Annotated in this window: 11 protein-coding genes; 9 read left to right on the forward strand and 2 right to left on the reverse strand. The window is 67.4% G+C overall.

Going from position 1 to position 12,377, the window contains the following annotated elements; translation table 11 throughout:
• Nucleotides 1-7 precede the first annotated feature (7 nt).
• Complete coding sequence (locus tag NN4_RS00075) at nt 8-1,477, reverse strand: aldehyde dehydrogenase (RefSeq protein WP_147127866.1); 1,470 nt, start codon at nt 1,475-1,477, stop codon at nt 8-10.
• 300 nt (nt 1,478-1,777) lie between these two features.
• Between NN4_RS00075 and NN4_RS00080 the strand changes: the two genes are divergently transcribed.
• The 9 genes from NN4_RS00080 to NN4_RS00120 all read left to right on the forward strand — a co-directional run bounded on the left by NN4_RS00080 (nt 1,778) and on the right by NN4_RS00120 (nt 10,859).
• Complete coding sequence (locus tag NN4_RS00080) at nt 1,778-2,980, forward strand: cytochrome P450 (RefSeq protein ID WP_147127868.1); 1,203 nt, start codon at nt 1,778-1,780, stop codon at nt 2,978-2,980.
• Nucleotides 2,980-3,786: an SDR family oxidoreductase gene (locus NN4_RS00085; protein ID WP_147127869.1), complete on the forward strand. Its 807-nt coding sequence runs from the start codon at nt 2,980-2,982 to the stop codon at nt 3,784-3,786. Before NN4_RS00080 ends, NN4_RS00085 begins: the two co-directional genes overlap by 1 nt.
• On the forward strand, nt 3,783-3,989 hold the full coding sequence (locus NN4_RS00090) for a ferredoxin (protein WP_147127871.1): 207 nt from the start codon (nt 3,783-3,785) through the stop codon (nt 3,987-3,989). The genes NN4_RS00085 and NN4_RS00090 overlap by 4 nt, the downstream gene beginning before the upstream one ends.
• Nucleotides 3,989-4,537, forward strand: a complete 549-nt coding sequence (locus NN4_RS00095; protein WP_147127873.1) for a Cif family virulence factor — start codon at nt 3,989-3,991, stop codon at nt 4,535-4,537. The genes NN4_RS00090 and NN4_RS00095 overlap by 1 nt, the downstream gene beginning before the upstream one ends.
• A gap of 5 nt (nt 4,538-4,542) precedes the next feature.
• The gene (locus tag NN4_RS00100) at nt 4,543-5,784 is read left to right on the forward strand and encodes a hypothetical protein (RefSeq protein WP_147127875.1); all 1,242 of its coding nucleotides are present in this window, start codon (nt 4,543-4,545) and stop codon (nt 5,782-5,784) included.
• A gap of 24 nt (nt 5,785-5,808) precedes the next feature.
• Nucleotides 5,809-7,404: an acyl-CoA synthetase gene (locus NN4_RS00105; protein ID WP_147127877.1), complete on the forward strand. Its 1,596-nt coding sequence runs from the start codon at nt 5,809-5,811 to the stop codon at nt 7,402-7,404.
• A gap of 110 nt (nt 7,405-7,514) precedes the next feature.
• Entirely contained in the window at nt 7,515-9,107 is a 1,593-nt protein-coding gene (locus tag NN4_RS00110; RefSeq protein ID WP_147127879.1) for a succinic semialdehyde dehydrogenase, read from the forward strand.
• 43 nt (nt 9,108-9,150) lie between these two features.
• Nucleotides 9,151-10,377, forward strand: coding sequence for a cytochrome P450 (locus NN4_RS00115; protein ID WP_147127880.1), 1,227 nt, complete (start codon nt 9,151-9,153; stop codon nt 10,375-10,377).
• Nucleotides 10,374-10,859 carry a glutathione peroxidase gene (locus tag NN4_RS00120; protein WP_135230903.1) on the forward strand — a complete coding sequence of 162 codons (486 nt, stop codon included), beginning with the start codon at nt 10,374-10,376 and terminating at the stop codon, nt 10,857-10,859. The genes NN4_RS00115 and NN4_RS00120 overlap by 4 nt, the downstream gene beginning before the upstream one ends.
• Nucleotides 10,860-10,912: 53 nt before the next feature.
• Here NN4_RS00120 and cyp51 read toward each other — a convergent pair whose 3' ends face one another.
• Nucleotides 10,913-12,265, reverse strand: a complete 1,353-nt coding sequence (gene cyp51 / locus NN4_RS00125; protein WP_147127882.1) for a lanosterol 14-alpha demethylase — start codon at nt 12,263-12,265, stop codon at nt 10,913-10,915.
• Between the last annotated feature and the right edge of the window lie 112 nt (nt 12,266-12,377).

Below are 12,377 nucleotides of genomic sequence, written 5' to 3' on the forward strand. Positions count from 1 at the left end.
GCTCCTCTTATCCAGCGGTCGCGATCAGCTTGGTTTCCAGGTATTCCTCGAACCCGGCGATGCCCATCTCCCGGCCGATGCCGGACTGCTTGTAGCCGCCGAAGGGTGCGTCGGCGGAGTACCAGACGCCGCCGTTCACGCTCAACGTCCCGGTGCGTACGCCGTTGGTGACGTGGCGGATCCGTTCCGGGTCGGTGCCCCATACCGAGCCGGACAGCCCGTAGGGGGAGTCGTTGGCCAGCCGGATGGCGTCGTCGTCGCCGTCGTAGGGGATGACGACCAGCACCGGGCCGAAGATCTCCTCCTGCGCGACGGTCGCGCTGTTCGGCACGTCCGCGATCAGGGTCGGCTCGATGAAAAAGCCGCGTTCGCGATCGGCGGGCCGGCCGCCGCCGACCACGATGCGGCCGCCCTCGGACCGTGCGATGTCGAGGTAGCGCTCCACCCGGTCGCGCTGGCGCGCCGAGATGAGCGGTCCGCACACCGTCCGCGAATCGGCCGGATCACCAGGTTTGATACCCGACAGCGTCGCGGCGGCGGCCTGCACCGCCTCGTCGTAGGACGCACGCGGGACGAGTAGCCGAGTAGTGATCGCGCAGCCTTGACCCGCATGCACGCACACCGAAAACGCCGCCACCGCACAGGCTCCGGCGATATTCGCGTCGTCGAGCACGATGAACGCCGACTTGCCGCCCAGTTCCAGGAACGCCTTCTTGAGTGTCGTTGCGGCGCCGCGCATCACGGCGCGCCCGGTCTGCGTCGAACCGGTGAAGCTGATCAGGTCGACCCGCGGGTCCTCGGTGAGGCGGGCGCCGAGCCCGTGGTCGGCGCCGGTCACGATGTTCACCACTCCGGCTGGAATGTCGGTCTCCTCGGCCAGGATCGCGCCGACCGCCGCCGCGCACCACGGTGTGTCCGGGGCGGGCTTGAGCACCACGGTGTTTCCGGCAGCGAGGGCCGGTCCGAGCTTGGCGAAGGTGATCTGGTGCGGGAAGTTCCACGGGGTGATCGCGCCGACCACCCCGACCGGCTCGCGGCGCAGCACCCGGCGGGTCTTGATGCCCATCGGCTCTGCTGCGCCGAGATCGGTTTCCCAGCTGTAGGTTTCGGCCAGCGAGGCCGAGTAGGCGAGGTCGGCGATCGGGCCCTCCAGCTGCGGGCCGCGGGTGAACATGGCCGGCGCGCCCGCCTCGGCGATGGTGAGCTCGCGTAGTTCTTCGACGTGCGATTGCAAGGCTGTGCGTAGCTGTTCGAGGCAGTGCGAACGGAAGGCCGGGTCGCGGGACCAGTCGGTCTCGTCGAACGCGGTGCGGGCGGCGGCCACCGCCGCGTCGAGGTCGGCCGCGTCGGCGTTCGCGGCGTGCCCGAGCACCTCCTCGGTCGCCGGGTCGACGGTGGCGAAGACTCCGCCGCCACCCTCGACCAGCTTGCCGTCGATCAACAGACGCGCGCCGTCGGCGGGCAGCAGGCTACTCATGCGTTGCTCCGATGCTGTCTGGACACATGTACGGAATGTAGTCTCAAGCGGCGATTGCTGGCAAGAACACGTTCTAACTCAGCCATTCTGGTGCATTCGTCGCGCGGTCGTCGTGGAATCTCCGCGGATCCCGGGCGAGTCGACCGAATTCTGCGCAATGGTGTTGGTAAACCAGCGGAACCGTTGTCGGAGGTGTGTGCCGGTGGTACTGTCCAGACACATGTCCAGTTATCTGCCTCCGCTATCCGGACGGCCCGATATCGCTCGGGAGAACTTGTTCTCGAAGCCGGAGTGGTTGAAGTGACGGCCGCGTTGGAACCCTTGACGTTCGATCCCTACGACTACCGGTTCCACGAGGACCCGTACCCGACGTATCAGCGGCTGCGGACCGAGGCGCCGCTCTACCACAACGCCGAGCTGGATTTCTGGGCGTTGTCCCGGCACGCCGACGTGACGGCGGGCTTCCGCGACAGCGTCCGGTTGTCCAGTGCCAACGGGGTTTCCCTCGATCCGGCTGCCTGGGGTCCGCACGCGCACCGGGTGATGTCGTTCCTGGCCATGGACGACCCGCGGCACCTGCGCATGCGGCGGCTGGTCTACAAGGGCTTCACGCCCAAGCGGGTGGCCGAAATGCAGGACAGAATCAAGGAATTGACGCTGTCTTACCTCGAACCCGCAGTCGCCACAGGCGCTTTCGACTGGATCGACGAGGTCGCCGGCAAGCTGCCGATGGACGTCATCTCCGAGTTGATGGGTGTGCCCGCGAGTGACCGCGTCGAAATCCGCAGGCTCGCCGACCTTGTCGTGCACCGCGACGACGGGGTGCTCGACATCCCGCCGGCGGCCGTGGAGGCGTCGATCAAGCTTCTCACTTACTACACCGAGATGGTGGCCGAGCGCAGGCGCACGCCGACCGACGATCTCACCTCGGCGCTGCTCGGTGCCGAAGTCGGCGGCGACACACTGTCCGACGAGGAGATCATCGGGTTCCTGTTCCTGATGGTGGTGGCGGGCAACGAGACCACGACGAAGCTGCTCGGCAACGCGCTGTACTGGGGCGCGCGCAACCCGGGGGAGTACGCCAAGGTCGCGGCGGAACCCGCGCACGTCACCGACTGGGTGGAGGAGACGCTGCGCTACGACACCTCCAGCCAGGTGATCGCGCGCTCGGCCACCGTCGATCTGGACTACTACGGCGACACCATCCCGGCGGGCGCCAAGGTGCTGCTGCTGATCGGCTCGGCCAACCGCGATCCCGCCGTCTTCGACGACGGCGACACCTACCGCATCGACCGGGCCGACAAGGCGGGCCTGGCGAGCTTCGGTGCGGGCGTGCACTACTGCCTCGGCGCGCACCTGGCCCGGCTGGAGGCGGCGGTCGCGCTGCGGGAGTTCGCGGCGCGGGTGCGGTCCTACGACGTCGCCGAGGCGGGCATCGTGCGGGTGCATTCCTCGAATGTGCGCGGCTTCGCGCACCTTCCCATCGTGGTGGAGGCGAGGTAGTGGCGCGTTTCGAACCCCATCCCGCGCGCAGGCCGGTGCTGGTGGCCGGTGCGTCCTCCGGCATCGGCGCCGCCACCGCGGCCGCGCTGGCCGAACTCGGTCATCCGGTCGCGCTCGGCGCGCGCCGCGTCGAGCAGTGCGTGGAACTGGCGGACAAGATTCGCGCCGACGGCGGCGAGGCCTTCGCGCACCGGCTGGACGTCACCGATGCGGCGTCGATCGACGAGTTCGTGGCGGCTGCCGAAAACGCGTTGGGCCCCACCGAGATTCTGGTGTCCAGCGCCGGGGACATCGAGTTCTCCCCGGTGCACGAGATGGACCCCGAGCGGTTCCTGGGTCAGGTGCAGGTGCACCTGGTCGGCGCGCATCGGCTGGTGCACCGGGTGCTGCCCGGCATGCTCGAGCGCCGCCGCGGCGACGTCGTGTTGATCGGCTCGGACTGCGCACCGGAGCCCCGGCCGCGCACCGGCGCCTACAGCGCGGCCAAGGCGGGGCTGGAGGCGATGGCCGTGCAGATGCGAATGGAGCTGGAGGGCACCGGCATTCGGGCTTCGGTGGTGCGTCCGGGTCCGACGCTCACCGGCATGGGCATGGACTCCACCCCGGAAGTCGTCGGGCCGCTGCTGAATGCGTGGAAGGACTGGGGTTTCGCGCGGCATCCGATCATGCTGCGCCCGCGCGACTTGGCCGCCGCGGTGGTGGCCGTGGTGTCCACGCCGCGCGGTGCGCACCTCGTGCTGGTCGAGGTCCAGCCGGAGGCGCCGCTGCGGGAGCTGTCGAACGAACAAGGCGGGAGCCAACAGTGAGAGTCATCGCCGATCTGGACCTGTGTCAGGGCCATGCCGTGTGTCAGGACGAGGCGCCGGATGCGTTCCGGGTGCCCAAGCGCGGCAAGGTCGAGATCCTGGTGGACGCACCGGATCCGGCGGCCCGCGCCGACGTAGAGCGGGCGGTCAAGTATTGCCCGACGCAGGCTCTGTCGATCGTTTCCACGGAAGGTGCACGGTAATGGCGAGTTTCGCACGCGACGAGCTGGACGAGATGGTCCGGCGGTGGCAGCTGGAGAACCAGCGCTGCGAGGAGAAGGGCGACTGGAAACCGCTGGCCGAGATGTACACCGAGGACGCCACCTACGGCTGGAACTACGGTCCCACCCAAGAATTCATGGCGGTCGGCCGCGAGGAGATCCGCGACCTCGCCCTCGGGCAGGAGATGCAGGGGCTCGACGGCTGGACCTACCCGTACCAGGAGTTCGTCATCGACGACCGCAGCGGCACCGTCATCGGCTTCTGGAAACAGATCTCCGAGGTGAAACGCCCCGACGGGCGCCACTATTCCCCCGAGGGCATCGGCGGCAGCTGGTTCCGCTACGGCGGCGACTTCCAATGGTCTTGGCAGCGCGACTTTTTCGACTTCGGCAATGTCTCGCACATGTTCATGGAGATGATCACCGGGAAGGTGCTGCCCGCGGGTATGCAGCAGCGCATCGAACGGTCGGTGGCCGGCCCGCTGCCCGGCTGGTATCCCATCGGTCAGGCCCCGGCCTCGCTGTGGTGACACCGATGTCGAGTAACTTCGAGCAGCTGTCGCGGGCCCGGCTCGCGACGCTGCTGCCCGAACTGCTGTTGTCCGGGCACCTGATCGACCGGTCCGGCATGGCGCACACCATCGCGGCCTTCGGCCGGGCCGAGATGACCGCCGTCGCGATCGAGGAGTGGCAGCTCGCCAGCCCGGTCTACACGCGGCGCATGCAGCGGGCGTTCGGCTTCACCGGCGACGACGTGGTGACCATCTTCAAGGGCTTGCAGCTCGACATCGGCGCACCGCCGCAGTTCATGGATTTCCGGTTCCGCGTCGATGACCGGGACCACGGCGAGTTCTGGCTCGACCACTGCGGTGCGCTGCTGGATGTGGAGCCGATGGGGGACGACTTCGTGGTCGGCATGTGCCACGACATCGAGGACCCGACCTTCGACGCCACCGCGCTGGCCACCAACCCACACGCCCAGGTCCGGCCGATCCATCGACCGCCGCGCCGCCCGGCCGACCGGAAACCCATGTGCGCGTGGACGGTCACCATCGACGCCGCGCACGTCCCACCGCCGGTGCCTGTCAACGCGGACCTGGTGGCGGACTCCGTCGCCGCGCGACTGGAGCTGGCCGACATCGATCCCGGCGACGAGGGCCAGGCCGACTACGCGGGCCCGTTGTTGAGCGATCTGCGCTTCGGGGACTTCTCGAAGTCGGCGCTGGTCCGCATGGCGGACGAGGTGTGCCTGCAACATCATCTGCTCGCCCTGGGTTTTCTGATCGCGGTGCGATCCCGGCTCGAGCCGGACGCGGCGATCGAGATCGTCCGCAAGCAGTTCGCGGGCATCGCCGGGCTCACCGCCGAAAGGTTGCGCAAGGCCTTGCATCTCGGCGACGACATGACTTCGCTCGCCACCGTGCTGCGCTTGCATCCGGCGTGGAACCCGCTGTCCTATACGGGTGTTCGCGTGGTGGAGACCGAGGACAACGTCCAGCTGACGATTCCGCGGGACAGTGGCGCTGCCGCGGACGGTGTCTGGCCCGCGCTGATCGATGCCGAGCACCTCGCGCCCGTCGACGCGATGGCCCGCGGCGTGAACCCCCGGTTCGCCGCGCGCACCACCGATTCGAGCGAGCGTGCGCTGACCATCGAGATCACCCGCACGGAGAAGTCGTTCCGCGAGTCGTCGGAGGTCGCGCTGACCCGATTCAGTGGCGGCGCCGCCTTTACCTTCACCGATCGCGGTATCCCTTTGCCGCTGACGGTGGTGTGACGAGTATCGAGAAAGTGATTCGCCGTGGCCCGTAACTTCGCCGACCTGTTCGAACATTCCGTCGACGCGATGCCCGACCGGGTCGCACTGCGCGAAGGCGACCGCAGCCTGACCTTCGCGGAGCTCGACGCGCGCGCCAATCGGCTTGCCGCGCATCTGTCTTCGGCCGGCCTCCGCGCGGGCACCCACATCGGGTTCCAGATGCACAACGGCATCGAGACGATGGAAACGCTGCTCGCCTGCTTCAAGATCCGAGCCGCCCCCATCAATATCAACTATCGCTACGGCGTCGAGGAACTGCGGTATGTCTACGACAACGCGGACCTCGAGGCGCTGGTCTATCACGCCTGCTATGCCGAGGCGGTGCACGCCGCCGCGGCCGGGGTGCCATCGCTGCGGCACCGAATCGTGGTGCAGGACGGCACCGTCGCCCCGGTCGACGCCGTGCACTACGAAGACGCCCTCGCCGCGGGGTCGGCCGAGCGGGCTTTCCCGGAGCGCAGCGGCGACGACCTGTTCATGATGTACACCGGCGGCACCACGGGGCTGCCGAAGGGCGTGATGTGGCGGCAGGAAGACATGTGGCGGGTGCTCGGCGGCGGCATCGATTTCTACACCGGTGTTCCGGTGGCCGACGAGTACGAGCAGTCCCGGGTCGGCGCGCAGGGCCAGCAGAGCACCTGGTTCGTGCTGCCGCCGCTGATCCACGCGGCCGCCATGATGCCGACCTTCACCGCGCTGTGGTCCGGCAACGCGGTGCTGTTCGAGCCACGATTCGACGCGAATCGGGTGTGGCAGGCGGTCGCTCGGCACCGCCCGCAGGTCATGGTCATCACCGGTGACGCCATGGCACGGCCACTGATCGACGCCTACCGGGCCGCGCCCGTCGACGCGACGGGGTTGATCGCCATCGGCTCGGGTGCCGCGTTGCTGTCGCAGCCGGTGAAGAACGCACTGCTGGAACTGTTTCCGTCGCTGGTCGTCACCGACTCGATCGGCTCGTCGGAAACCGGCTTCGGCGGAATAGGTTTCGCACAGAAGGACGACAACCCCGGACGCGGGCCACGCGTGCAGACGGGACGCGGTTCGATGGTCGTGGACGACGACGGACGTCCGGTGCAGCCCGGCGAGGAAGGGTGGCTGGCGAAGACGGGGTCGGTGCCGCTCGGCTACTACAAGGATCCGGTGAAGACCGACAAGCTGTTCAAGACCGTCGACGGTGCGCGCATCGTGGTCACCGACGATCGGGCGCGGATCGAGACGGACGGGTCGGTCACGCTGCTCGGCCGCGGCAACATGGTGATCAATACCGGCGGCGAGAAGGTCTTCGTCGAAGAGGTCGAGGCGGTGGTGAAGGCGCACGACGGGGTCTACGACGCGGTGGTGGTCGGTGTCCCGCACGAGCGATGGGGGTGGCAGGTCGCCGCCGTGGTCTCTGTCGCCGAACTGGTCGACTTCGCGGCGCTGAGCGAGCATGTGCGCCAACATCTCGCCGGATACAAGGTGCCCAAGAAGATCTGGGTGGTCGAGAGCGTGGTCCGAGCCCCCAGCGGCAAACCGGACTATCGGTGGGCCAAGGACGCCACGGCGCAGCGCGCCCCGGACTACAGCGCGGACTGAATCATGACCCTGCGCGAACACCCACCCCACACAACAGGAACGTGTTCTAATTCGGTGGCAAGGTCCGGCCCGATACCTGCGGCGATGCCGCATGTCATGGAGAAGTCCCGATGAGTACTGAGACGAAGAAGAGTCCCACCGCGGCGCTGCCCGCACGGATCACCGGTGCGCTGATCGACCGGTTGACCGAGCTGGTCGTCGCCGACGGTACCGCCGCACCGTACTCGATGACGGAGGTCTATACCGGCGCTTCGGTCGGTGACCTCCCGCAATCCACCCCGGCGGACGTGCGCGCCGCCGCCACGACGGCCCGTGCGGCACAACAGGAATGGGCTGCACTGCCGGTGCGCAGCAGGCTGCGGGTCTTCGAGCAGATGCACGAACTGATCCTCGGTGAGGTCGAGACGATCGCCGATCTCATCCAGATCGGCTGCGGCAAGACCCGGCGGATGGCCGTCGAGGAGTCGTGCGACGTGCCGATGGTCATCAGCCACTACCTGAAAACCGCGCGCCGCGTGCTGCGTTCGAAGCGCCGCGGTGGCCCGATGCCGATCGTGACCACCTCGACCGAGGAGCACCGGCCCAAGGGGCTGGTCGCGGTCATCGCGCCGTGGAACTTCCCGTTCGCGATCGCGTTGTCCGACGCGATGCCCGCGCTGATGGCGGGTAACGGCGTAATCCTCAAGCCGGACAACAAGACCGCGCTGTGTGTCCTCTACGGCGTCGAGCTGCTGCACCGGGCCGGTCTGCCGCGCGGACTCGTGCAGGTCGTCTGCGGTGAAGGCCCGGACATCGGACCCACGCTGATCGACAGCGTCGACTTCGTCATGTTCACCGGCTCGACGGCCACCGGCCGGGTGGTCGGCGAACAGGCCGGGCGCAATCTGATCGGGTGCAGCCTGGAGCTCGGTGGCAAGAACCCGATGCTGGTGCTCGACGACGCGAACCTCGACGAGGTGGTCCCGGGTGCGGCGTTCTCGGTGTTCGCCAACTCCGGCCAGGCATGCATGCACATCGAGCGGATCTACGTGCACCGCAGTCTCTACGACGAGTTCGTGCGCCGATTGGTCGCTGCCGCCGACGAACTCAACAGCAAGATCGGTGCCGCGTACGACTACACGCCGGAGTTCGGTTCGCTGGTCTCGGTGCAGCACCGGGATCGGGTCGCCGCGCACGTCGAGGACGCCCGTGCCAAAGGCGCCACCGTGCTGACCGGTGGTAAGGCGCGGCCGGACGTCGGTCCCGCGTTCTATGAGGCGACCGTGCTCACCGGCGTCACACCGGAGATGACGCACGCGACGCTGGAGACCTTCGGCCCGGTGGTGAGCGTGTATCCATACGACGACGAGCAGGAGGCCATCCGGCTCGCCAACGACACCGAGTACGGCTTGAACGCGAGCGTGTGGAGCCGGGACCTGAACCGCGCCAACCGCATTGCCGCACAGCTGCAAGCCGGGAACATCAATATCAACGACGGCTTCGTGGCGACCTACGCCGCCAAGGGCACGCCGTCGGGTGGGGTGAAGCAGTCCGGCGTCGGCACCCGGCACGGCGATCAGGGCCTGCTCAAGTACACCGACACGGTCAACGTCGGCGTGCTCAAACGTCAGGTGCTGTCCGCCCGCTCGGGCCAGCCCTACGAGAAGCAATTGAAGATGACGCTGATGTCCTTGCGGCTGATGCGCCGAACCAGGCTGCGCTGAACCCGATTCGGCGCGGTTCGCAGTACCACCTGAGGAGGTAGCCGTGGCGACACCGTCGTTGCCGGCCGGATTCGACTTCACCGATCCGGCCCTGTGGGAGACGCGAAGGCCCGTCGAGGAGTTCGCGCTGCTGCGCGGGACCGCGCCGGTCTGGTGGAATCCGCAACCCGACGACCACTCCGGCGGTTTCCGGGACGGCGGCTACTGGGTGGTGAGCAAACTCGACGACGTCAAGGAGGTCTCGCGGAATTCGGAGCTGTTCTCCTCCGAGCGGAAGGGCTCGATCATCCGGTTGTCCGACGACATCACACCGGAGCAGCGGGCCGCGTCGAACGTGCTGCTGGTGAACATGGATCCGCCGAAGCACTCCAAATTCCGCAAGATCATCACCAAGGGTTTCACCCCGCGCGCGGTGGAGGGATTACGTGCGGCATTGACCGAACGAGCGCATGCCATTGTGCACGAGGCGAAAAAAACGGGCGGCGGGAACTTCGTCGAACAGGTCGCCTGCGAGCTGCCGTTGCAAGCGATCGCCGAGCTGATCGGCGTGCCGCAGGCGGACCGGCGCAAGCTGTTCGACTGGTCGAATCAGATGCTCAGCTACGACGACCCGGATTACGGTGATCCCGCGCTCGCCTCGGCCGAAATCCTCGGTTACGCCTGGAATCTGGCCGAGGAGCGGCGCAGTAGCCCGGCCGGGGATATCGTGTCCGAACTCGTGCACGCCGATGTCGACGGTGAGTCGCTCGGCTCCGACGAATTCGGGTTCTTCGTCATTCTGCTTTCGGTGGCGGGCAACGAAACAACACGCAATGCCATCACGCACGGCATGAAAGCGTTCGTGGACCATCCGGAGCAGTGGGAGCTCTACAAAGATCAGCGCCCGCGCACCGCGCCCGACGAGATCGTCCGGTGGGCCACGCCGGTCACCGCGTTCCAGCGCACCGCCACCGCGGACACCGAGATCGGCGGCACCCGGATCCGGGAAGGCGACCGAGTCGGACTGTTCTACGGCTCCGCCAACTTCGACGAGGACGCCTTCGCCGATCCGTTCACCTTCGACGTGCTGCGCGACCCCAATCCGCATGTCGGTTTCGGCGGCACCGGCGCGCATTACTGCGTCGGCGCGAACCTGGCCAGGCTGGAAATCGACCTGATGTTCAACGCCATCGCCGAGGCCATGCCCAAGATCACCGAGGTGGCAGATCCGGTACGGTTGCGGTCGGGGTGGATCAACGGAATCAAGAATTGGCAGGTCCGATACGAATGAGTCTTCGAGACGTACCGCTGCAGACGCTGAGCGGGGAATCCACGACGCTGTCCGAGCTGGTCGGCGACAAGGTGGTGTTGCTGGTGAACGTGGCCTCCAAGTGTGGGCTGACGCCGCAGTACTCCGGTTTGGTCGAATTGCAGAAGTCCTACGGCCCGCGCGGTTTCAGTGTGGTCGGGGTGCCCTGCAACCAATTCATGGGCCAGGAGCCCGGCTCGGCCGAGGAGATCCAGCAATTCTGCTCAACCACCTACGGCGTCGATTTCCCGCTGCTGGACAAGGCCGACGTCAACGGCGAGAACCAGCACCCGCTGTACCGGACGCTGGTCGAAACCCCCGACGCCGACGGCGCGGCCGGTGACGTGCAGTGGAACTTCGAGAAGTTCCTGATCGACCGCGACGGCAAGGTGGCGGGGCGGTTCCGGCCCACCGTCGGCCCCGACGCGTCGGCGCTCGTCGCATCGATCGAATCTTTGCTCTGAGTGCACCATTCGAGGCCCGTCCATAGGACGGGCCTCGAATCATGTTCGGCCGCTCAGCGTTGTCGTCTGCGGTAGCGGACCGTGCACGGTTGCATCAACTGCACCACCATCTTGCTGTGGTCGTTGCGGTAGCTCTCCGACGGCTGCGCCATCTCGAACTCCCAGTCCCGCAGCAGGATCGAGAAGATGGCCTTCAGCTGCATCAGGGCGAACGGCGCGCCGACGCAGCGGTGTCGGCCGGCGCCGAACGGGATCCAGGTCCATCGGTTGACGATGTCCTCTTGCCTCGGGTCGGCGTAGCGGCCGGGGTCGAACAGCTCCGGATCCGGGAAGTCCTCGGCGATCCGGTTGGAGATCGCGGGGGTGGCGGCGACCAGGTCGCCCGGGGCGATGTGGTGCCCGCACACGTCGAAATCGCCGCGGGCCACGCGCATCAGCACGATCAGCGGCGGGTGCAGGCGCAGGGTCTCCTTGAGCACCGCCTCCAGGTTCGGGATCTGGCGTAGCGCGCCGAAGCTGATGTCGGAGCCGTCGGCGTACAGGTCGTCGAGTTCGGCGACCACCCGGCGCAGTTGGCCGGGGTGGCGGAGGAGTTCGATCACCGTCCAGGCCGCGGTGCCCGAGGTGGTGTGGTGCCCGGCGAACATCATCGAGATGAACATGCCGGTGATCTCGCTGGCGCTGAATCGCGGGGTGCCGTGCTCGTCTTTGATGGAGACCAGGACGTCGAGCATGTCCCGATCGTCCTTGCCTGCCGGGGGACTGGCGGCGCGGGTGTCCATGATGCCCTGGACCAGTTCGACGAGTTCGACGCGGGCGGCGTCGCGGCGGCGGAAGCTCTCGATGGGGGCGTAGGGGTCCACGTACGCCAGGGCGTCGGTGCCGCGCTCCAGATCGTGGTAGAGCCGGGCGAACCGTTCGTCCAGCTCGTCGCGGAACTTGACGCCGATCAGGCAGGCGGAGGAGGTGTAGATGGTCAGCTCGGCGAAGAAGTCGAGCAGGTCGATCTCGCCCGCGTCGCCCCAGCGCGCCAGCATCCGGTCCACCTCGCGGGCGATCGTCGCGGCGTGGCCGCGCATCTGCTCGGCGCGCAGGGCCTGGTTGTGCAGCATCTCCTTGCGGCGTTCGGGCGGTGCGTCGAAGACGACGCCCTCGCCGAAGATCGGCTTCATGAACGGATACGCGGCGGCCTGATCGAGATCCTCGTCGCCGGAGCGGAAGAAGAACTCGTTGGCCTCCGCGCCCGACAGGAGGATCACCTGTCGCCCCGCCAGATCGAAGGACCCGACGTCGCCGCATTCCGTGCGTACCCTGCGCATCAAGCCGATCGGGTCGGTCCGGAATTCCGGCAGGTGACCGAGTTCCTGCTGTGCACCCGAAACTCGTTGCGGCGTAACCAGAGTCATCGGAAACCCTCCCGGGGATCGCGGTCCGAACCTATCATGGACACGTGTCTGGACATTACTACGACACAGGTGACCGGGCAAGATGGTCGCTGTGGTCGGCCATCCGGTTGAA

It is taken from the genome of Nocardia ninae NBRC 108245, from assembly GCF_007990755.1.
In the GTDB taxonomy this organism is placed as follows: domain Bacteria; phylum Actinomycetota; class Actinomycetes; order Mycobacteriales; family Mycobacteriaceae; genus Nocardia; species Nocardia ninae.